General features: G+C 67.4%; 21 protein-coding genes and 1 tRNA gene. 13 read left to right on the forward strand and 9 right to left on the reverse strand.

Translation table 11 applies throughout. From position 1 onward, the window contains the following. Positions 1-11: 11 nt before the first annotated feature. Positions 12-788 (reverse strand): type III pantothenate kinase, encoded by a 777-nt coding sequence (locus ACMDW7_RS00990; RefSeq protein ID WP_377303877.1) that lies wholly within the window; start codon positions 786-788, stop codon positions 12-14. Further along, positions 785-1,639, reverse strand: coding sequence for a biotin--[acetyl-CoA-carboxylase] ligase (locus tag ACMDW7_RS00995; protein ID WP_377303875.1), 855 nt, complete (start codon positions 1,637-1,639; stop codon positions 785-787). The genes ACMDW7_RS00990 and ACMDW7_RS00995 overlap by 4 nt, the downstream gene beginning before the upstream one ends. A gap of 164 nt (positions 1,640-1,803) precedes the next feature. Between ACMDW7_RS00995 and ACMDW7_RS01000 the strand changes: the two genes are divergently transcribed. The 7 genes from ACMDW7_RS01000 to ACMDW7_RS01030 all read left to right on the forward strand — a co-directional run bounded on the left by ACMDW7_RS01000 (position 1,804) and on the right by ACMDW7_RS01030 (position 7,673). Next, entirely contained in the window at positions 1,804-2,955 is a 1,152-nt protein-coding gene (locus tag ACMDW7_RS01000) for a VanZ family protein (protein ID WP_377303873.1), read from the forward strand. A gap of 40 nt (positions 2,956-2,995) precedes the next feature. Further along, positions 2,996-3,343 carry a (2Fe-2S) ferredoxin domain-containing protein gene (locus ACMDW7_RS01005; protein WP_377303871.1) on the forward strand — a complete coding sequence of 116 codons (348 nt, stop codon included), beginning with the start codon at positions 2,996-2,998 and terminating at the stop codon, positions 3,341-3,343. Continuing rightward, on the forward strand, positions 3,340-3,954 hold the full coding sequence (locus tag ACMDW7_RS01010) for an alpha/beta hydrolase (RefSeq protein WP_377303869.1): 615 nt from the start codon (positions 3,340-3,342) through the stop codon (positions 3,952-3,954). The genes ACMDW7_RS01005 and ACMDW7_RS01010 overlap by 4 nt, the downstream gene beginning before the upstream one ends. 169 nt (positions 3,955-4,123) lie before the next feature. Further along, entirely contained in the window at positions 4,124-4,630 is a 507-nt protein-coding gene (locus ACMDW7_RS01015; protein WP_377303867.1) for a hypothetical protein, read from the forward strand. Between the two features lie 139 nt (positions 4,631-4,769). Then, entirely contained in the window at positions 4,770-6,002 is a 1,233-nt protein-coding gene (locus ACMDW7_RS01020; protein ID WP_377303865.1) for a D-alanyl-D-alanine carboxypeptidase family protein, read from the forward strand. Positions 6,003-6,285: 283 nt separating this feature from the next. Beyond that, positions 6,286-7,164 (forward strand): D-amino acid aminotransferase, encoded by an 879-nt coding sequence (locus ACMDW7_RS01025; RefSeq protein WP_377303863.1) that lies wholly within the window; start codon positions 6,286-6,288, stop codon positions 7,162-7,164. Continuing rightward, complete coding sequence (locus tag ACMDW7_RS01030) at positions 7,164-7,673, forward strand: DUF6714 family protein (protein WP_377303861.1); 510 nt, start codon at positions 7,164-7,166, stop codon at positions 7,671-7,673. Before ACMDW7_RS01025 ends, ACMDW7_RS01030 begins: the two co-directional genes overlap by 1 nt. Positions 7,674-7,910: 237 nt before the next feature. On the opposite strand, the gene ACMDW7_RS01035 is transcribed toward ACMDW7_RS01030, so the two are convergent. Beyond that, positions 7,911-8,321 (reverse strand): hypothetical protein, encoded by a 411-nt coding sequence (locus tag ACMDW7_RS01035; protein ID WP_377303859.1) that lies wholly within the window; start codon positions 8,319-8,321, stop codon positions 7,911-7,913. Positions 8,322-8,512: 191 nt separating this feature from the next. Continuing rightward, a complete protein-coding gene (locus tag ACMDW7_RS01040) occupies positions 8,513-10,405 on the reverse strand; it encodes a hypothetical protein (RefSeq protein WP_377303857.1) in 1,893 nt (630 codons plus the stop codon). A gap of 390 nt (positions 10,406-10,795) precedes the next feature. Here ACMDW7_RS01040 and ACMDW7_RS01045 point away from each other — a divergent pair, with 390 nt between their 5' ends. Continuing rightward, positions 10,796-11,386, forward strand: a complete 591-nt coding sequence (locus tag ACMDW7_RS01045; protein WP_377303855.1) for a hypothetical protein — start codon at positions 10,796-10,798, stop codon at positions 11,384-11,386. A 122-nt stretch (positions 11,387-11,508) separates the two neighbouring features. On the opposite strand, the gene ACMDW7_RS01050 is transcribed toward ACMDW7_RS01045, so the two are convergent. Then, positions 11,509-11,895, reverse strand: coding sequence for a hypothetical protein (locus ACMDW7_RS01050; RefSeq protein ID WP_377303853.1), 387 nt, complete (start codon positions 11,893-11,895; stop codon positions 11,509-11,511). Positions 11,896-12,793: 898 nt separating this feature from the next. Then, positions 12,794-13,843, reverse strand: a complete 1,050-nt coding sequence (locus tag ACMDW7_RS01055; protein WP_377303851.1) for an aldo/keto reductase — start codon at positions 13,841-13,843, stop codon at positions 12,794-12,796. A 199-nt stretch (positions 13,844-14,042) separates the two neighbouring features. On the opposite strand from ACMDW7_RS01055, the gene ACMDW7_RS01060 reads away from it, so the two are divergent. Then, on the forward strand, positions 14,043-14,735 hold the full coding sequence (locus ACMDW7_RS01060; protein ID WP_377303849.1) for an HAD family hydrolase: 693 nt from the start codon (positions 14,043-14,045) through the stop codon (positions 14,733-14,735). Between the two features lie 285 nt (positions 14,736-15,020). Here the strand turns inward: ACMDW7_RS01060 and ACMDW7_RS01065 are convergent, their stop codons facing one another. After that, entirely contained in the window at positions 15,021-15,698 is a 678-nt protein-coding gene (locus ACMDW7_RS01065) for an OmpA family protein (protein WP_377303847.1), read from the reverse strand. Between the two features lie 309 nt (positions 15,699-16,007). On the opposite strand from ACMDW7_RS01065, the gene ACMDW7_RS01070 reads away from it, so the two are divergent. Further along, positions 16,008-16,655, forward strand: coding sequence for a lipocalin family protein (locus ACMDW7_RS01070; RefSeq protein ID WP_377303845.1), 648 nt, complete (start codon positions 16,008-16,010; stop codon positions 16,653-16,655). 144 nt (positions 16,656-16,799) lie between these two features. Continuing rightward, positions 16,800-17,351, forward strand: coding sequence for an SET domain-containing protein (locus ACMDW7_RS01075; RefSeq protein WP_377303843.1), 552 nt, complete (start codon positions 16,800-16,802; stop codon positions 17,349-17,351). A 99-nt stretch (positions 17,352-17,450) separates the two neighbouring features. On the opposite strand, the gene ACMDW7_RS01080 is transcribed toward ACMDW7_RS01075, so the two are convergent. Continuing rightward, the gene (locus tag ACMDW7_RS01080; RefSeq protein WP_377303841.1) at positions 17,451-18,311 is read right to left on the reverse strand and encodes a c-type cytochrome; all 861 of its coding nucleotides are present in this window, start codon (positions 18,309-18,311) and stop codon (positions 17,451-17,453) included. 250 nt (positions 18,312-18,561) lie between these two features. Between ACMDW7_RS01080 and ACMDW7_RS01085 the strand changes: the two genes are divergently transcribed. Next, positions 18,562-18,637 (forward strand) — tRNA-Arg (locus ACMDW7_RS01085). A gap of 29 nt (positions 18,638-18,666) precedes the next feature. On the opposite strand, the gene ACMDW7_RS01090 is transcribed toward ACMDW7_RS01085, so the two are convergent. Continuing rightward, on the reverse strand, positions 18,667-19,359 hold the full coding sequence (locus tag ACMDW7_RS01090) for an SDR family NAD(P)-dependent oxidoreductase (protein WP_377303839.1): 693 nt from the start codon (positions 19,357-19,359) through the stop codon (positions 18,667-18,669). 151 nt (positions 19,360-19,510) lie between these two features. Between ACMDW7_RS01090 and ACMDW7_RS01095 the strand changes: the two genes are divergently transcribed. Next, positions 19,511-20,986: a CoA transferase gene (locus ACMDW7_RS01095; RefSeq protein ID WP_377303837.1), complete on the forward strand. Its 1,476-nt coding sequence runs from the start codon at positions 19,511-19,513 to the stop codon at positions 20,984-20,986. Positions 20,987-21,189 lie beyond the last annotated feature (203 nt).

Below are 21,189 nucleotides of genomic sequence, written 5' to 3' on the forward strand. Positions count from 1 at the left end.
AGATCAGAGGATCAGCGCTGCGCGCTGTCACGTACCACGCCCAGACCCTGAAGCACGGCGTGAGGCAGCAGCGTGTGCGCGGGCAGTATGCCAGCGGCACCCACTGCGGCCCCGCCACTGACGTACAGATTCGGTTCGCAGCCGGTGGCGCTGCGCGCGGCCTGCAGCGCCTGGTCGATCAGCCCGCGCTGTGCGGCGGCCACGCCCGCAGCGATCGCCTCGGGCGTGGTCTTGGCGCGGGCATCGAGCTGCAGGGACTCCGCCGGCACGCGCGGCAAATGCGCCGTGCCTGCGGAGAGCGAGTCCAGCATCAGCGCGATGCCCGGCGCAATCATGCCGCCCTCATAGCGCCCGGCTGCAACGGTATCGACCGTGGTGGCGGTGCCGAAGCTCGCGATCACGAGCGCCTCATTGCCGCGACCTGCGATCGCCCAGGCCGCGATCGCCGCGAGCAGCCGGTCGGCACCCAGCGTGGGCGCGCGATAGGCGTTCACGAATCCGGCCGGCAATTCGTCCTTGAGCCACCAATGCAGCGCAAGACCCTGTGCCGAGCACCATGCTTGAAGCGCCTCGTTCAAGCGGGCGTGGCCGACCGAGACCGCCCACGCTGCATCCAGACGTCCGGCGGCCGTGCCCAATGCGGTCAGCGGGTCGAACTGGCCTGCTGCCGCGTCCATCATCTGCGCGTGCGTGCAGGCCAGCGTCGCCGCAAGCTGGCCCTCGCGCCACAGGCCGAGCTTCACACGGCTGTTGCCGATGTCCACCAGCAGGCTTGCGGCGCGCGTCATGTCTGACCACCGAATCGCAGTGAGCAGTCGCCCTGAACAAAGCGCCGCATGCCATGCGCGCTGCGCACCCGCAGCGCGCCATCGGAGTCGATGCCATCCGCGATGCCATCCAGCACCACCGCGCCGCCCTGAATCATCTGCACTGGCCGCCCGCGCGCATAGTCCAGCGCCGGATAGCGCTGCAGCACCAGTGTGTGGATCGTGCCCGGCAGGTCCGGCTGTACCAGCAGATCGGCCAGCGCCTCGACCAATGCGGCGGTCACTGCCGCAGCCGGTGCGGTGCAGGCTGCAGCCTCGCAGAGCGCCGCTGGCGGCAAGCCGCCCGGGGTCAGCGCAGTTTGAGGCAGGCTGCCGTTCACGCCGATCCCGACCACGATGCCGAGTTGGTCTCCCGCTAGCGCGTGCGTCTCCACGAGCACACCGCCGAGCTTTCCGACGCGCTCGGCGTGCTCTGGCGCGGCCGGCACCAGCAGCAGATCATTGGGCCACTTGAGCATCACGTTTGCGCCCAGCTGCTGCAGGGCAGACGCGGCCACCGCGCCCACCGCCAGCGGCAGTGCGCCAATCAGGCCGGCGTGCAGGCGCCGCGTCGTCCCCAGCGACATCAGCAGCGCGGCGCCGGGGTCGGCTTGCCAGGTGCGGCCGGCACGGCCGCGGCCGGCACGCTGCTGCCTGGCGATCAGCACGCTCAGCGCGCCCGCGTCGCCATCCGGCAGACGCCCGTGGCGGGCGCGTTCAAGCAGGTCCGCGTTCGTGGAGCCGGTTTCTTCGACGCAGCTCAGCTCCAGCCGCACATGCGGTGCAAGGCGCAGGCTCGCCTGCAGGCTGGCGCTGTCGAACCGGAAGTGCATGAGGCGTTGGCTGGGTAGGGAGCAGGACAGAGAGGCTGCTGATTATCGGCGAGGGGCGGGTTCAGCCCTCCCGGCGCTGCCCGGCGGCCCGCGCCTCCTACACTCTGCGCCAGTTGCCACACGCGGCGCCTGGCGCCCGCCCAGTACGGCAGCGCATTCTTGTCATGCCCAAGTCGATGCCCGCCAGCCGGGGCCTGAGCCGTGTGCGGCTCGCCGCCGGTTCCGACACGACCGCCCAGATCGCTCGCTGGGCGCTGGCCGCCTATGCCTTGCTTGCCGTGCTCGCGAGCCTGCATCCGTTCTCAGGCTGGCGCGACCCTGGCGTGCCCTTCTGGGCCTTCATCGACGATCCGCTGCCGCGCTACCTCACGCAGTTCGACCTGGTCGCCAACGTGCTGACCTATCTCCCCTTCGGCTTTCTGGCGGTGTTTGCGCAACCCGCCCAGCGGCACCGGGCGCTGGTGCTGCTGCTTGCCCTGCTGCCCGGCGTGCTGCTGAGCTTCGCCATGGAGGCTACCCAGACCTACCTGCCCATGCGCCACGCCACTTGGACAGACTGGCTGGCGAACAGCGCAGGCACCTTGCTCGGGGCGCTGATCGCACTCCCGATGGCTCGGGCCTGGCTCAACTCGCCTGCGGCGGCCAGTTGGCAGCGCCAGTCCTTCGTGGCCCACCCCGGGCTGTTGGTCGCGCTGGTGGCGCTGTGGCTCGTCAGCCAGCTGCATCCGAGCGCGCTGCCCTTCATCAACGGCCAGTTCGTGCCGCTCGTGGCTGCGCTGCTGCAGCAGTGGCTGGAGATTCCCCTGCGCAGTTCGCCCCTTGATGTCACCCGTGCCCTGTCCGCAGACCAGTTCGCTGCAGTGGACACGCTCGCGGCCGCGCTCGGCCTGGTGACGCTGCTGCTGCTCGCGCGCCTGAGCCTGACTCGCGTGGCACCGCGCGTCGTACTGCTGCTCACGTTGCTGGCCGTCGCTGTGCTGTGCAAGACCGTGGCCACCGGCCTGCAGTTCGGGCCGGACGAGGCCTTTGGCTGGTGGGGCACCGCCACGCAGAAGGCCCTGCTCGCGGCCTGCGTCGCTGCGGTGGTGATTGCATTCCTGCCCGGCTGGGTTGCCGGCAGCCTGTGCGTGCTGGCCCTGCTGCTGCAGATGATCTTCGTGAACATCGTGCCGGAGAACCCGTACTTTGCGGCGACCCATACGCGCTGGCAACATGGGGTCTTCATCGGCTTCTTCGGCGTCACGCAGTGGGTTGCAGCCCTCTGGCCGCTGGCCGCGCTGGTCGCCGTGCTCGGCCGCCGCTGGCGCGAGGCCTGAGGCGACTGCGCACCTTCATCCCCTATCGACTCCACCTCCCATGAGCTACTACAAGCACCACGTGTTCTTCTGCCTGAATGTGCGCGACGAAGGCCGACCCTGCTGCGCCCACCGCGACGCCCAGGCCATGCAGGAGCACGCCAAGAAGCGCGTAAAGGCCCTCGGTCTGGCCGGCGCAGGCGGCTGCCGCATCAACAAGGCGGGCTGCCTGGACCGCTGCGAGGAAGGCCCGGTCGCCGTCGTCTACCCGGAAGGCGTCTGGTACACCTATGTGGATCAAGCCGACGTGGACGAGATCATCGATCGGCACATCGTGAAGGGTGAAGTCGTGGAGCGCCTGCGTCTGCCAGATACCGCGCCCGTCGCTGCGGCGCCATCCAAGGCATGAGTCCGGGCACCGAGACCCTCCTGCTGCCCGGCGCCGCCGGGCCAATCGAAGTCGCCATCGACACGCCGCCCGAACCCGCCAGCGGCGTGGTGGTGGTGGCACACCCGCATCCGCTGTTTGGCGGCACCATGAACAACAAGGTCGTCACCACCGTGGCGCGTGCTGCGGTGGCGGCCGGGCGCGTGGCCGTGCGCCTGAACTTTCGCGGCATCGGCGCCAGTGGCGGCGAGTTCGATCAGGGCGCTGGCGAGACGGATGACTTCCTGCAGGTGGTGGAGCACGTCCGCGCCCGCGCGCCGCAGCGCCTGGTGCTGGCTGGCTTCTCATTTGGCGGCTTTGTGGCCGCCAGCGCCTTCGCGCGCCTGCAGGCTGCAAACACAGCCCCGGACCAGCTGGTTCTGCTTGGCCCTGCGACCAGCCGCTTCAAGATCCCTGAGGTGCCGGCCGAGACCCTCGTCATCCACGGCGAGCAGGACGACGTGGTGCCTCTGGCCAGCGTGCTCGATTGGGCGCGGCCGCAGGACCTGCCTGTGATCGTCGTGCCTGGCAGCACGCACTACTTCGATCGCAAGCTCACCGTGGTCAAGCGCCTAGTACAGCCGCTCCTGTAGTGCAGGGCAGATGCGTTCAACGCCGGGTGGCCGATGCCTTGTTTACAACGCCGAGTCACGATCAGAGCCACAGCGCGGGTATACCCACGGACATTGAGGATTGCTTTGTGCACCTTGCGCGAGCACACTCACCCCTGACCAAACCTTACGCAAGCCTTACGCACTGCGCATGAAAGACACCCCTTACAAGAAGACCGCAGCAGGCACCAAGGAGATGACCGCGCGCGAGCTGGGGCTCGGCTCCGCGGAACGGCGGCTGCTGATCATGTGCGATGGCAAGCGCACGCCCACGGAGCTCGTGGAGTTCTTCAAGAGCGCCGACGAAACGCTGGCCATGACCCAGATGCTGCTCGATCGCGGCTTGATCGAGCCTGCCGGCCCGCCGCGCGCCGCGGTGAATCTGCACGCCAAGGCGCCGGGCGCCGCGCCCTCACCGCCGCCACCCCCGCCCGCGCCGCCTGCGGGCAGCAACCGGCCGGTGGGCGACCGCGGGATGAAGGCTGCGCGCTTCGTCATCGAGCAGCTCGGCCCCATGGACGGCGAACCGCTGGCCCTCAAGCTGGAGGCCGCCAAGACCCCCGAGCAGCTCGCTGCCGCACTTACCCGTGCGGCAGATGTGATTGCCGGCATCAAGGGCCGCGAAGTCGCCGCCAAGCTGCGCGAGATCGCTGGCTGAGCGCGCGGCAGCGGCGCTTTCGCGTTCCAAGACCGATCGCCGCGCGCCAACTCTGCTTACACACCACCGGGCGTAGCGGCCGGAATGCCCATAGCGCGCGCCTAAACTTGCGGGCTTCATTTCGAGGAAGTCCGTCCACATGCAGTTTTCGATCGTCCGCGCCGCCGTGCGCCGCCTTGCCGCGCCGCTGCTGGCCGCCCTGCTTGCACCGCTGAGCGCCACCGTTCTGGCCCAGGCCGCACCTGCTGCACCCGCAACCGCACTTGCGCTGCAAGTGGCCCCGCCCGTCATCGCCGCGCGCAGCTTTGTGCTGCTCGACATCCAGAGCGGCCAGGTGCTCACCGCCAGCAACCCGGACCAGCCCGTGGAGCCCGCCTCGCTCACCAAGATCATGACCGCCTATGTCGTCTTCAAGGCGCTGGCGGAAAAGCGCATCACCCTGGATCAGCGCGTAAACCTCTCGCAGTCGGCCTGGGAGCGCGCCGGCAAAGGCAGGAACGAGCAGTCCAACATGTGGATCGATCTGCGTGTGCCCGTCACCGTGGAAGAGATGCTGCACGGCATGATCATCGTCAGCGCGAATGACGCCTCCTACATGCTCGCCGAGCTCGTGGGCGGCAGCGAGGCCGGCTTTGCCGACCTGATGAACAAGGAAGCCGCGCGGCTGGGCCTGAAGGGCACGCGCTTCACCAACGCCGCTGGCATCACCGAGCCCGGCCACATCACCACCGCGGCCGACATGGCCCGTCTGGCGCAGGCCCTGATCCGCGACTTCCCCGAGCAGTACGCCAAGTACTACAGCCAGCGCAACTACACCTACAACAAGATCACCCAGGAAAACCGCAACCGCCTGCTCTGGCTCGACCCCACCGTGGACGGCATGAAGACCGGCTACACCGCCGCCGCCGGCTACTGCCTCGTGTCCTCGGCGCGCCGCCCGGGCGCGCACGGCAGCACCCGCCGCCTGATCAGCGTCGTCATGGGCACCGCAAGCATGGACGCCCGCGCGCAGGAGAGCGTCAAGCTGCTGAACTGGGGCTTCCAGAACTTCGAGAACGTGCGGGTGGCCCAGGCCAACACCCCGCTGATCACGCCCGAGATCTGGAAGGGCAAGGCGGCCACCGCCAAGCTCGGCTTCATGCAGGACGCCTGGATCTCCGTGCCGCGCGGCATGGGCGACAAGCTCAAGAGCGAAGTTACGCGCCCGCAGCCGCTCGTGGCGCCTGTGCAGGCCGGCCAGACCATCGGCAGCCTGCGCGTGAGTGCCGACGGCCGCATCGTGGCCGAGAAGCCCGTGCAGGTGCTCGAGACCGTGGAGCAGGCCGGCATCATTGGCCGCGCCTGGGACTCCGTGCGGCTGATGTTCAAGTAAGCCCCGCAGTTCGGGGTGAGCACACGGCGGCTGCGGCCGCCGTTTTCATTGCCAGCGGTTGCGGCCGCCGTTTTCATTGCCAGCGGTTGCGGCCGCCGTTTTCATTGCCAGCGGTTGCGGCCGCCGTTTTGATTTGCAGCGGCGTCGGCCGCCGTTTTCATTGCTGCGGGCCCATCACGCATGTGCCATGCGCATTCGGCATGGCGTCGTGCTGCAGCGCGGCAGGATAATCACGCCAGCCTTCCGATCCGACCCGAACGACCCTTCAGCGAGACCAGACACCATGTGGGATTCCATCTGCTACCTCAATGGCGAGTATCTGCCCCTGGGCGACGCCAAGATCAGCGTGCTCGACCGCGGCTTCATCTTTGGTGACGGCGTCTACGAAGTGGTGCCCGCCTACAACCGCAAGCCCTTCTGCATGGAAGAGCACCTGGCGCGCCTGAAGCGCTCGCTCGACGCCCTGTCCATCACCAACCCGCACAGCGATGAGGAGTGGAAGCGCATCATCCTCAGGCTGATTGAGCAGCATCCGGCCAATGACCAGTTTGTGTACTTCCAGGTCACCCGCGGCGTGGCCAAGCGCGACCACGCCTTCCCCAAGGACGTGAAGCCCACACTCTTTGCCATGACCTCGCCCTTTGCGCCGCCCGCAGGCGAGACGCTCGAGAAGGGCGTGAGCGTCATCACCACCATCGACAACCGCTGGCTGCGCTGCGAGATCAAGAGCGTCGCCCTGCTGGGCAACGTGCTCAAGCGCCAGGAGGCCGTGGAGGCCGGCGTGATCGAAGTGATCATGTTCCGCGACGGCATGCTGACTGAAGGCAGCGCCACCAACATCTACGCCGTCATCGGCGGCAAAGTCATCGCCCCGCCGCGCGACAACAAGATCCTCGCCGGCATCCGCTACGGCCTCATGGCCCGCCTGTGCGATGCCTCCGGCGTCCCCTACGAAGTGCGCCCCGTCACCAAGGCCGAGTTCCTCGCCGCCGACGAAATGCTCATGAGCAGCGCCACCAAGGAGGTCCTGCCCATCACCACCTGCGACGAGCAGCCCGTGCGCGGCGGCAAGCCCGGGCCGGTGTGGCAGAAGCTGTTCCTCGCCTACCAGGCCGAGAAGATGAAGCAGTGCGGGACGCGGGCGGAGGCGGTGGCGGCTTGATGGCGCCGACCGGCGACAAGCTCGCCTTTGTAGAGAAGGCGTTTGCGAGCGCCTTCGCTGGCGTGGTGCTCGGCGGCGGCATGAGCATTCGACAATCGGAGGCGGTGGATCGGCCGCCTGAGCCGTGCGATGAAGTCTGGTACCGCGCGTTGCCCGCAGACGAGATCACCGACGATTGGTCGCGCATCCCGTCGAGCGAACTTGAGCGTGCGCAGGTGGCGTTTTTTGATGCCGAGGCCTTCCGCTACTACATCGCGCCCCTGGCGCTCAGCGTCATTCGGAACTACGACAGTTCATCCATGCGGGTGATCGGCACGATGAGCGGGCTGTATCCCAAGGAGCGTGCCTGGACGCACCACATGAATCAGTACGCGCTGCTCAGTCCGGCGCAGCGCCATGCGATAGCGCTCTTTCTGCACCATGCGCCTGACCTCGTCCAACTTGAGGGTGAAGAGGTCAAGCTGTGCGAGCGCGCTCTGCGTGACTACTGGCTGCAGTTCCTAAGGTAAGTCTGCAGTCCGCTTCCCGCGCGACCCCTCCTGAAGGCAGGGCTTCAGCAAGCACTGCTTGGCCCCGGCGGAACGACGAGCATGCCGCGAGCGCGAGGCTCAGGGAGCGCCCCAATCGCAAGACCATTGCGCCACAGATCGCTTGTCCCATGCGCCTCTCCAGCCACTTTGCCCTGAAGACCCGGATGGAATGGACGTCTCGCTTTACGTCAGCGACTGGCGTGGGCACGTCGGCGCTTAGGCTTCGCTCAAGTGCGGGGAGCGCCAGCCGTACATGAAGGATGCATATGCGAACGGGCTGAGAAGCACGCACGCAAGCACTGCGATCGACACTTGGGTGAGCGTGAGCGCGCTGTCGGGCAAGAGGGTCATTGGCGCGCCGAGGACAACCAGCACGCCCACCACGACACAGAGGAAGAACGACAGCTTTCCGAGCGACCTTGGAGCAAAGAGACGCTGCCAAGCCCAACCGACTAAGGGAACACAAAGCCCGAGCGTCCAGAAACCCTTGAGCGCAAGCAGCATCCAGTGGCCGTCGCCCTTGGACATCGCCACGACCATGTCGATCAACACCAGCAGCACAACGACGCCTGCGTATCCCTTCCAGGCGAAGACTTTGAGACGGTTGTGTGGCGTGCTGTCGCTCATGGGTGCTTCCTGCTTCGAACGCAGCACTCTACGAAATCAGCGTCCCGACGCACGCCCGGAGATACCCGAAGGTGTCCCGCGATGTTTCCGCTTGTCCCATGCGCCTCTCCAGCCACTTTGCCCTGGAGAGGCGCATGAAACGGACGTCTAGCCCTTGAAGTCCGGGTGTAAGCCGGTCCTCAGTTCGCCGGCTAGGCCCGCCACAGCGGTACGCGATCCATCGTCACGTTCATGCCCAGCTTGGCAAATTCGCTGGCATCCAGATAGTGGATGCGCGGCAGGTATTCGCCCAGGGCGCCGTTGTGGCTGTTGGTGCCGATGGCGCTGGGGTCCCACTCGCGTTCGGGCCAATCGGCCTTGCGGCCGATCTTCTGCGGTGTGGGGGCATTGCTGCCCTGCCACTCCGGGCCCACGGTCAGCCAGCGCAGGGTCCAGCTCACCTCTGGCGAGGGGCCCCAGTCCACCCAGGTCACGCCGGCGGCGGCGGTAGCGTTGGCCGGCCGGTCCTGCGGGCGGGACAGGCAGATCACGTAGCGGCGCTGCGCGTCCAGCACCATCTCCTCGTCGCACACGCAATGCACCGCCACGCCGATCACGGCGTTCTTGTCGAAGGCCTTGGCAAAGTCCAGCCCGGCGGGCACCTGGTAGCCGGTCAGTGACCAGTAGCGCATCTCGCCACCGCCAAAGCGCGCGTCGCCGCGCAGGGTCTTGGGGAAGCTGGGCAGCCGGCCGGTGAGCACCACCACCTTGCCGCGGCCCAGTTCCATGCCGCGCACCAGGTAGTCGATGTAGGTGGCCGAGGTGGCGGACTGTTCCAGCACGGCCGGGCCGTCCAGGTCACTGCCGCGGCCGGCCACGCCCTTGTCCAGGTTGCGCACGTATTCCTTGGGTGCCCAGCCGGTGTTCAGTGCAATGCCGGCCACCACGGCGCGGAAGATGCCCGTCTGCTTGTTCCAGCCGTAGCGCGCGCTGGACAGGCGCTTGTCGCTGGGCTCGATGGTGGGCGCGCCCTCGGGAATCTGCACCACGCGGTTGGCGCGGCGGGTGTAGGGCTCCAGATCCACCGCAATGAAGTAGCGCTCGCCCTTGGGGGTCTCGTACCAGGCGCGCGGCAGGGGCACGCCGGCCAGCGGGTCCACGCCTCCGTCGGCGCGGCGGTCGGGCAGGTAGTAGCGCGCCCAGAGCTGGCCGGTGTCCCAGAGGCCGCGGCCGTGGCCGTTGGAGCCCGGCGCGCCCCAGGCGCCCTGGAACATGATGCCGGTGCCGTAGCGCACATTGCCCTGGCCGCGGAAGAAGGGCGGCCGGAACGCCGGGTTCAGCGCCATGGCGTCGCCAATCACCATCGGAAACTCCACGCGCCAGCTGCGCTTGTCGATGTTGCGGTTGGCGCCCAGGCGGAAGGGGTTGCCGTGGCCCGGCAGCGGGTCGATGTCGGCATCCACGATCGGTACCTCCGCCACGCCGATGCCGCCGTCGTAGCGGTAGTCCTCGGGCCGGAAGGCCGGCGTCACCTGCAGGTCAAAGAACCGGGCGCGCGGAAACTCGCCCTCGACCACGACCTTGTGCCCGAAGGGCAGCAGCATGGCCGGAATGACCAGATAGGTCACGTTCGGGTCCGGGAAGAAGCCCACATAGCCGGCCCGCGTGATCGGCCGCGCCCAGCGCGCCGCCCACACGTCCTCGGGCCGCAGATCGGCCGCGCGCACCAGCCGAAAGCGCGGGAAGTCCGTCAGGTTCACGCCGGGCGGCAGAAACTCCTTGGGAATCTCCGCAGGCACGCGGCCGGCCAGCCAGGCGTTGATGTAGCGCTCCAGCGCATCGGAGATGCCCTGCGCGTCGCGCAGCACCGCATCGCGGTCCGTGTAGTAGGGAAACACCGGCGCCTTGGGTGCAAAGAACACCGTGCCCGGCGGGTGCGGCAAGGTGCGCGGCGGCGTGGCCGGCGCGGTGCGGTAGGGCTGCACATCCGGCGGCAGCTTGGCCAGCGCAGCCGAAGGCGGGCCGCTGGGCTGCGGCGTACCGCAACCGCTGGCCAGCACCGCACCACCCGCACCAAAGAACTTGAACACTTCACGTCGGAGCATCGTTCGTCTCACCAGTCACTGCACATGCAGCGCTGCCGTTCTAGCGGCTGCGACAAGTCGCCGCCAATGATCGCGCTGCCGCGCGGCGTGGCAACGCAATCATGTTTTCCGGTGCATGTGCGGCGCCGCTGCGGCTGTTCAGGCGCAGTCGGCGCGAGGCTTCTCGCTTGTCTGGTGCGGGTCTTGAGGCTTTTTGGTCTGGAAAGCCGCGCCAGATGGGCGTCTTCACTGCATTCCGCGGGCCTCGGCCCCGGTGCAGCGCCGGGCTACGGTCATTGCACGGGCGCACCGCAATCGCTTACGCCGTGTAACACCTGTTTCATCCGCCAAAGCGCCGGGCGCATCGCACGCCACCCGGTGCGTGCGGGCCGGCCGCCTAGCATCGCCGCCATGCAATGGATTGCCGCCCTCGTTCTCATCGTCAGCGTCGCCCTGAGCGTACGCGCCTGCCAGCGCGAGCAGCGCGTGGTGGCTCCGCCCGTCATGGCCGAGCCCGTGCAGGTCAATCTGGCCACGCCGCGCACCTTCGAGTTCAAGGGCCACCAGCTCACTGCCGTGGCCGACTTCGAGGTGCAGGCCCGCCTGCTCTCGGCCGAGGAATACAACTGGGACGCCGGCGCCAAGCTCGCGCCCATCGACTTTGCCCTGGGCTGGAACCGCATGAGCGACGAGCAGGTGCTCAAGCAACTCACCATCAAGCAGGACGTGCGCTTCTTCACCTACCGCTGGGAAGACAGCCCGCCCATCCCACCCGAGGAGATCATCCGCAGCGCCTCCAACATGCACCTGATCCCGGCCGACGCGCAGATCGAGCGGCAGTTATTCGCCGTGCAAAAGGGCAGTCGAGTCCGCCTGCGCGGCCAGTTGGTGGACGTGCGCGGCCCCAACGGCTTCACCTGGAACTCCAGCCGCACCCGAGAAGACACCGGCAACGGCGCCTGCGAGCTGGTGTTTGTGACGGGGGTGGAGGTGGTTCGGTAGGGGGAGCTAGCCATCAAGCTCGAGAGCCGAGCGCCCTTTGCGTTCAATGCGCGATCAGTTCAAGAGATGAGAACATGCGCTCGGTATACGCATCCGCCGAACGCCGCTCTGCCCGACTGTCTTCAACGCTGCACGCCTTGTGGAGGAATCGTTTCGTCAAACGGATTGAACGGGTACTCGTTTGAATGCGACTCGATGAGCGTCACTCGGCACGGACTCACGCGGGTAACAAGGAGTGCTTGTGGCTCAAAGGGATGAGTTAGCACGCCTTTAAGGGTCGCGCCTGCGATCCTCAGGGCAGGAGGAACGACCAACTCGTCTAACTCGACCTCGATTTGAAGCACACACAGCCCGAAGCGCCGCGCTACGTCAAATCTTGGGGTAACAAAAAGGCCGGGTTCGAAGTCTTGCGGGCCATGGATTGCACGAGTGTGCAGACGATCGGCGTCGATGCCGTCCCGAATGAAGCGGTCAGCGTGTTCCCGAGAGGTGCCGTGATAGACAAGCATGCGCGCAGGTCGAAAGAGGGTTTTGGGCAACGCAGATTGTTTTGCTGGCCACAAGCTCTGGCTAGGACAAACGAGAAAGCCGCGCTTGATATGTCTCGACCTTGGAAGCTCCGAACGTTACGAATTGCGCTTAGTCAGTGATTTGAGTTGATTGAGCACCACGAAAGCGATTCGCGCGAGAGCAGCCACGAACAGCGCGAAAGTGATCCAAAAGTACACCTTACTGTCGCCAATCTCAGGCGGCAGAACGAATCCCAGCAGAAATGCCGCTATCGCAATCCAAAAGAGTACGTCCCAGGCTCGCCCAAACGCTGATGGCTGCTCAGGGTTCGCTTTTGATTCGGTCGCCTGAAGTACATCGCCTTCAACTGGTCTCTCTTGAGCCGGGCTAACGCACGATTTGGGACGCACTTTCACGCACCTCGCAGATGGAAAAAGACTCGCTACCGAACCCAGAGATATCCGTTGGCGCCGCAGTTGCGCTCAAGGCCGTCCATCACTTCGTCGGCCGTGTACTTCTTGGCGCGATAGCCGTCGATTGCACCTTGAACGTAAGCGCGGCAGTTCGCCGGAAGGCCAGTGTCTCGGCCATACGCAGGTTTCGAGTTTGGGTCTCCGCATGCGACCAAGCTGATGGCGGCCCACGCTAGCGCCAGTCTTCGGAGTGTGTTTGGGTTCCGCAGTTGAGTTTCCATAGCTCGAAGTCCTGAATTGCCGCTAATGCGGCCAAAGGCATGAATTTCTGCTCAAGCTCGTTGGCGCAGTGATGCGGATTGCGAAGTCGGCCCTCTAGACGCATGAAGGCACTTCCGCAGGTGCTATGCGGCTTTCCAGCCACTTTGCCCTCAAAACCCGCACCAGAAGCCAATCTCACTCTCTCTACCCGGGCGTCAGCCACCTACTTGTGCCCCAGCACCGGATGCTGCTCATACGGCGCGGCGAGCTGTTGCAGTTCCTGGGGGGTGAGCTGCAGTTCGCAGGCGCGCACGGCGGCTTCGATCTGCGCCACCTTGCTGGCGCCGACGATCGGTGCGGCGACGCCGGCCTGGTGCAGGAGCCAGGCGTAGGCGATTTCGGCGTTGCTGACCTCGCTGCCTTTCTCCCTTCGCTTGGCGGCGACGTTGCTCACGGCGTCCACAACCTTGAAGTCGGCCTCGCGGTAGTAGTAGCTCTGGGCGATGTCGTCGGTGGCGGCGCGGGAGTTTGAGCTCGCGGCGGCCTGCTTGTCGGCCGCGGTCCGATTGCCCGCCAGAAACCCGCGCGCCAGTGGGCTCCAGGGCAGCAGGGCCACGCCCTGGTGGCGGCACAGGGGGATCATTTCGCGCTCTTCTTCGCGGTATGCCAGGTTGTAGTGGTTCTGCATGCTCACAAAGGGCGTCCAGCCATGCGCCTTGGCCACGTTCTGGGCGCGCGCAAACTGCCAGGCCCACATGGAGCTTGCGCCGATATAGCGCGCCTTGCCGGCCTTGACCACGTCGTGCAGGGCCTCCATGGTTTCCTCGATGGGCGTGTGCTCGTCCCAGCGGTGGATCTGATAGAGGTCGATGTAGTCCGTGCCCAGGCGCTTGAGGCTGGCGTCCACCGCATGAAAGATGCGCTTGCGCGACAGGCCGCTGCTGTTGGGCACATGCGCGGGCTTGGGCGCGCTGCTGGCGCCGCCCTTGAAGGCCAGGTCCACCGGGAAATAGACCTTGGTGGCGATCACCACCTCCTCGCGCCGGCAGAACTCGCGCACCCAGCGGCCGGTGAGCACCTCGCTCTCGCCGGCGGAATACATGTCGGCGGTATCAAAGAAGTTCACACCCAGCTCCACGGCGCGCTGGAACACGGGCTTGCCGGCATCGCCATCCAGCACCCAGGGGCGCCACTGCGAGGTGCCGTAGGTCATCATGCCCAGGGCGATGCGGGAGACTTCGAGGCCGGTCCTTCCAAGACGAACGTATTGCATGGGGTGCGGGGGGCTTCGCGCCGCCTACTGCGCGGCCCAATTTGCGGGTTCCCGGATTTACGCAAGCTCGTCACCGTACTGTTCGTACTGTCTGCGCTCTACGGCGCGCCTTGCGCATCCTCACCCACAACTTGGCCCGCTCGCTACGGCGGCACGAAGCCCCAGATAAGTTGGTGGTTACCAAACCTACACTGCCTGGATGCCGTTCTCAAAGCCCATCCGCGCTGTCACGCTCGATCTCGATGACACGCTCTGGCCGATCTATCCCACGATCATCCGCGCCGAGACCCTGCTGCACGTCTGGCTGGCCGAGCATGCGCCGGCCACGGCGCAGGCGCACACCATTTCAGACCTGCGCCGCCTGCGCGAGCAGCTGGGTGCAGAGCGGCCCGATCTGGCGCATGACCTCTCTGCGCTCCGGCGCGAGAGCATCCGCCGGGCACTGCTGGTGAGCGGCGAGGACCCCGCACTGGCCGAGCCGGCGTTCGACCACTTCTTTGCCGAGCGCCAGCGCGTGGAGCTGTATGAGGATGCGCGGCCGGCGCTGGCGCGCATTGCCGCGCGCCTGCCGGTGGTGGCGCTGAGTAACGGCAACGCGGATCTGCGCACCATCGGCCTGGACTATCACTTTGTGGCGGCGGTGTCTGCGCGGGAATTCGGCGTGGGCAAGCCGGACGCGGCGATCTTTCTGCACGCTTGTGAACGCGCGGGCTTTGCACCGGACGAGGTGCTGCACGTGGGCGACGACCCGCACCTGGACGTGCTGGGCGCGCAGGCCGCCGGCCAGCCCGCCGCCTGGGTGGACCGCGGCCTGCACCGCGCGCCGGAAGGCTTTGCGCCGCAGCTGCGCGTGACGGACATGGCGCAGCTGGCGGACCGGCTGGGGGTCTGAGCCGGGGCGTTCAGTTTCAAACGATGCTTGAAAAGTGAGCGATGAATGTGACTTTTTCAAACAAGCGTTGAAGATGCCAATGGGCCGCTTATCGCATGTGGGGCGCGGATCTCGGCCTGTTTTGCGATCAAGTTTTCGCGGCGCATGTCACGCCGTAAGCCTTCAGTTTGCAGCTGCGCTGCCCGGGTGACTGGCGGGTGGGCTCGGGCGCGTCGGCGCCGGCCCGCCGGGTAACACCGCGCAAGGCGGCCCCGGCCTTCCGCCGGGAGCCACCCTGCAACCGGCTCAGCGCAGCACGATCAGCTGCACGCGGCGGTTGGCGCTGCGGCCCGCCGCACTCGTGTTGTCGGCAATCGGCATGGCCTCGCCGTAGCTGATGGTGGCCATGCGGTGCAGGGGCATGCCCTGTGTGGCCAGGTACTGACGCACGGCATCGGCGCGGGCCAGGCCCAGGCGCTGGTTGAGATCGGCCGGCCCAGTGGTGTCGGTGTGGCCCTGGATCTCCAGATACACCGGCGCGTTGTCGGCCTTGAGCTTGGCCAGCAGCTGGTTGAGCTCGCCTTGCGCGGCGGGGGTGAGCAGGGCGCGGCCGCTGGCGAACTTGATCTTGTCGTCCGTGAGCACGGTCTGCATCAGGAAGCGGCCTTCACTGAGCTTGCCGGCCGCGTTGGCGCGGGCCAGGGCGTCGGCCTGGGTTTGCTGCATGTTCGCTTGCAAGGCATTCAGGCGGTCTTCGGTGCCCTTCACGCGGCCATCGAGTGCGCGCACGGCGGCCTCGGTGCCTTCGGTGCGGGTGCTCAGGCTGCTCACGCGGCTTTCCACGGGCGCGACGGTGTTGCGCACGAAGTCCTGCGTGGCGCAGCCCGCCAGCGTGCTGGCTGCAAGGGCCGTGGCGGCCAGCAGCAGGGCGCTGCGGCGTGCGGGCGGCGTATTGCTCGTCTGCGTGTTCTGAACATCGATCATCCGAATCCCTCGTTTCTTGTTGGCCTTGAGCCGTTGCGGCCGCTGCGTGCCTTGGATCGACAGGCAGCGTGCTTCGGCGGGTGTGACGTGATGCAGGCGTGCGGGCCAGCATGCATGCACTCGCGGCGCGAGCTTAGGCAGCAGCGGCCGCGGGACCGGCGGCGCGTGATTCCATCAAAGCAATCCGCTCACGCCACGAAACGCGCGCTTACTGATGGCAACATGTGTGGTGCGTCCGCGCCCTGCATGCTGCCCGCGCACCTGCAAACCCTGCGCGCGCAGCCCGCGTGCCGACCCCCACTGCCCCCAATGAGCCTGCCCATGCGCCTGAATCTGTTCCTCCATATCCTGCCCGCCGCGCGTCGCGGGCTTGCCGCCGCTGCTGCACTGTTGCTGTGCGCAGTGGCCCAGGCGCAGTCTTCTGATGCCGCGCAGAACGCCCCGCCGCCCCTGGAAGCCGTGGCAAGCGTGGATCTGGCCCGCTACGCCGGCACCTGGTACGAGACCGCCAAATACCCCAACTTCTTTCAGCGCAAGTGCGCGCGCGACACCACCGCCACCTACACCGCCCTGCCCGAAGAAGGCGGCGTGCGTCGCGTGGGCGTGCGCAATGTCTGCACGGATGCCGAAGGCAAGCCGATCAGCGTGGACGGCGTGGCCCGCGTGGTGGATACCAAGACCAATGCGCGCCTGGCCGTGAGCTTTCTGCCGAGCTGGCTGCGCTGGATCCGCTTTGCCGAGGGCAACTACTGGGTGGTGGCGCTGGATGCGGACTACCGCTGGGCCATCGTCTCCGAGCCCAGCCGCGAATACCTCTGGGTGCTCTCGCGCACGCCGCTGCTGTCTGCCGCCGACCGCGAGACCGTGATCGCGCGCCTGACGCAGCTGGGCTTTGACCTCAAGCGCGTGCAGTGGGCCACGAGCGTGGAGCGCGGCGAGGCCAAGCCGGCGCAGTGAGCCTGCGGCCGACGTACTGAACGCGCGCTGCGGCGCGGCGATATTGAGGCGAATGCGCCAACGCTTCTGCAACAATCCGCGCTTCGTTCTTTTGCCCAGACCACGCAGCATCGCGCGGCGGGCCCTCAGGGGAGTGCCAGATCCATGTCCGCGCCCACGCGCCTGTATATCGTCCGCAAGAGCCCCGTGCACGGCAACGGCGTCTTTGCCGCCACCGACATCCCAAAGGGCACCCGCATCATCGAATACAAGGGCGAGCTGATCACGCACGACGAAGCCGATGATCGCCACCCCACCAACCCGGACGATCCCTTTCACACCTTCTTCTTCGCGCTCGATGACGGCCTGCACGTGATCGATGCCGGCGTGCGCGGCAACCCGGCGCGCTGGATCAACCACTGCTGCGCGCCCAACTGCGAGACCGAGGAGGTGGACGACGCGCGCGGCAAGCCGCACGTCTACATCTACGCCAAGCGCAACATCAAGGCCGGCGAAGAGCTGAACTACGACTACCGCCTGGGCCTGGATGGCCGTCCCACCAAGCAGGACAAGCTCAACTACGAATGCCGCTGCGGCGCTCGTAACTGCCGCCACACCATGCTGCTGCTGCCCAAGCCGAAGGCGCCGGCCAAGAAGGCTGCAGCGCAGAAGACCGCCGCCAAGAAGACAGGCACGGCCGGGAAGGCTGCAAAGTAGTCGCGTAGCGGTATCGGGACGCGGGGGCGTTCTCGACTTACCGCGCACCAAAACAATACGGGGCGCCTGAGCGCCCCGTTTGCGTTGGATCTGGCTGAATTACTTCAGCTGCGCCAGCATGTACTGCACCGCGGCCTTCAGTTCGGCGTCCGACGCGGCACCGGCACCACCGCGCGCGGGCATCGCGCCCTTGCCGGAGATCACAGTCTGGGTCAGAGCGTCCACGCCCTTGGTGGCACGTGCGCCCCAGGCGGCCTTGTCGCCGCTCTTGGGTGCGCCAGCCACACCTGCGGCGTGGCAGGCGGTGCACACAGCCTTGTAGAGCTTCTCGCCCGAGCCGGCGGCCACGGTCTGCACTGCGGGTGCAGCCGTCGCGGCAGCAACAGCGGGCGCAGCCATCGCGGCGGCCGGCGCGGCAGCCGCAGCGGGTGCGGCATCTGCGGCCGGTGCGGCCGCGGCCGGGGCGGCCGGGACTGCGGGTTCCTTGAAGTTGCCGCCGGCAGCGTTGGCCATGTAGACCACGGCGCGGGCGATCTCGATGTCGTCCAGGTCCGAACCACCGCCCTTGGCGGGCATGGCGCCCTTGCCGACGATGACCGACTTGACGAGCGTGTCCAGCCCCAGCTTGAGGCGCGGCGCCCACGAGGCTGCGTCACCGCTCTTGGGGGCGCCGGCGGCACCCGCAGCGTGGCAGCCCGTGCAGACGGCCTTGTAGACCTCTTCACCGGTCTTCAGTACCTTGGGGGCATTCGGGTCGGTGTAGACGGCGCGCGCCACGGGGGCGATGCGCTCGGCCACGGCCCGGTCGCCAAAGGCATCGGAGCCTGCAGCTTCCTTCTTCTTGCCGGTGACGTTGATGACCAGCAGCACGATGATCAGGATCGGCACCAGAAAGGCGGCGATGACCACATACGTGAGCTGCTTGGGGGTCTTGATCGGGGTGTCGTGAGAATCGCTCATGTCGGTTCTTGGTTTGGGTGCGCGTTTGAGGTGCTCTGGGTCCTGCCCTGTGGATCCGGTGCGCTTGCCCTCCCTGCGGGCCTGTGCACAGGCTGGCCACCGTGTTCCGGGCGGCCTCAGAGGGTGCTGGACGAGCCAGAAAAGCATCCCCTGAACAACCCCAAAGTATAGCGGCGGGGGGTTCCTGGCCCGGTTGGCGCGGCACCTTGCCGCTGTGTGCAGGAGTGCGCGGGCTAGAATGCACACTCTCGCGCCCGTAGCTCAATGGATAGAGTACTGCCCTCCGAAGGCAGGGGTTGCTGGTTCGATCCCAGCCGGGCGCGCCATCTGCGCACCCTCCCGTCGCGCGCCAGAGCTAGAAATCCTGCCCCAGCGGGTGCACGCTCAGCTCATCCACCACCACATTGCCCGGCTGCTCGATGAGCTGAATGATCAGCTGCGCCAGTTGCGCCGGCCGCAGGCTCCAGTGGGCATCCCGGCTGCCCTCGGCCGCGCCGCCGAAGTCGGTATCCACGATCCCCGAATTGACCAGGCTGACCTTGACGCCCGCCTGCTTCACTTCGCGCAGCAATGAATGCGAGAAGCCGGCCAGGCCATGCTTGGCCGCCGCGTAGACCGCCATGTTGGCCAGCGGGCGGCGCGCCAGATCGGACCCGACGTTCACGATGTGCCCGCTGCGCTGAGCCAGCAGGCGCGGCAGCACGGCGTGGCAGACCTGGATGGCCGCGGTCAGGTTCACCTGTACCAGCTGGATGGATTCCGCTTCGCTGTGCTCCAGAAAGGGCTTGTAGGCACCAAAGCCGGCGTTGTTCACCACGCCGCTGATGTGCGCCTCGCGCGCAAGGGCCTCCCCAAGGCGCGGGCCGATCTGCGTGGCATCCGCCAGATCAATCACCACCGGCACGACGGCGCCGCCGGATTCGGCCGCCAGCGTCTGCAGGCGATCGGCATCGCGCGCGCAGGCCAGCACGCGGTGGCCGCGCTGCGCCAGCTGCAGCGCCAGATGGCGGCCCAGGCCGCGGCTTGCGCCGGTGATCAACCAGGTCATGCGCAGACTCCCTCCAATAGATATGTGTTGCTTTGGCGGGCGATCTTAGGCGGCACGAAGCCTGCCCATCCGCAAGCGGCACGGCGGTGCCGACCAGCTGATCCCGCCCGCGCCCGCAGCACAATCGGGTTCTCGCCTTGCGGAGTGCGCCATGCCCCAGCCTGCCGAAGCCCTGATGAGCCCGCGCGCCGCGCTGCTGCAGATTCTGGAAGCCCTTCATCTGCCTGCGGCCGGCAGCGCCCAGGTGCAACTCACGGGCGCCGAGCCGGCGCTGCCCTCCTCGTTCGCCTGCGGCGCCGCGGCGCAGGCCAGCATCGCTGCAGCCGCCTTGGCGGCCGACGCCCTTGGGCAGGCCCGGGGTGCGGAACCCGCGCAGGTGGCGGTGGACATGCGCGCGGCAGCCATCGAGTTCCGCAGCGAGCGCTACCTGCGCGTGGACGGCGCGCCGCCGCCGGACCTGTGGGACAAGATCGCCGGTGCATACACCTGCGGCGACGGCCGCTGGGTGCGCATCCACACCAACTTCCCGCACCACCGGGACGGCGTGCTCGCCCTGCTTGGCTGCGAGTACGAGAAGGCCGCGGTCGCCGCCGCTCTGCTGCGCTGGTCGGCCGAGCAGTTCGAAACCGCCGCGGCTGAGCGCGGCTTGGTGGTGGCCGCGATGCGCAGCTTTGCGCAGTGGGACGCCCACCCACAGGCTCAGGCGGTGGCCGCACTGCCCCTGCTGGAGATCACGCGCATCGGCCCCGGCCGAGCGGCGCCGCTTGGGCGATTGCCCGCGGGCGCGGCACCGCTAGCGGGCGCGAGGGTGCTGGACCTGACCCGCGTGATCGCAGGCCCGGTGGCGGGGCGGACGCTCGCCACCTATGGCGCGTATGTGATGCTAATCACCAGCCCCGGACTGCCGAGCATTGCGCCGCTGGTGATCGACACCGGCCGCGGCAAGCGCAGCGTCGCGCTGGACCTCGATGACCCAGCCGCGCACGCCACGCTGCAGCAGCTCGCCGCGCAGTCCGATGTGTTTCTCCAGGGCTACCGCCCCGGCGGGCTGGCGGCGCGTGGCTTCGGGCCGGAGCAGCTGGCCACCGGGTTGGCGGAATTGCGCGGGCCGGACGCGCCGGGCATCGTGGTCGCGAGTCTTTCTGCCTACGGCCGCACCGGACCTTGGGCGAACCGACGCGGCTTTGATTCGCTGGTGCAGACCGCCTGCGGCATGAACGATGCCGAAGCACGCGCTCACTTGGCTTGGCAGGGCCGCCCACACAACGATTCAGCCGGCCAGCCGGACCCGCGCCCGCTGCCGGCACAGGTGCTGGACCATGCCTCCGGCTACCTGCTGGCCGCCGGAATCGCCGCCGCGCTGGCGCGCCGCGAGCGCGAGGGCGGCAGCTGGCGGGTGGAGGTGTCGCTGGCGCAGACGGCGCAGTGGCTGCGCGGCCTCGGCCGGCAGCCCGCAGGGTTTGCGGCCCCAGATCCCGGCCAGGGGGATGTGGCGGACTGCCTGATGGAGGAGGGCTCGGGCTTCGGCCGCCTCACCGTGGTGCGCCATGCCGCTCACACCACGCCCGCCTGGCCGGCCAGCGCCCGGCCGAGCATGCCGCTGGGCAGCGACCCGGCGCGCTGGTAAGGGAGGGCACCCGGCGTTGCGCTGCGCCGACGTTGCGAGCCAGGTCAGCCCGGCGCTCGGTAGCTGGGTTGAATATCAAAATCAGCCATCTTTGTATACAAGTCAATATGGCTCAAGAGTGTTTACTGACATGCGGAAAGTCGATTTCTAGATAGTCAAAAAACACTGAATTCAGCCAAAAATCAGGCAGCCTGCGCCGGTTC

Source organism: Piscinibacterium candidicorallinum (assembly GCF_047549485.1).
Classification (GTDB): Bacteria; Pseudomonadota; Gammaproteobacteria; order Burkholderiales; family Burkholderiaceae_C; genus Piscinibacterium; species Piscinibacterium candidicorallinum.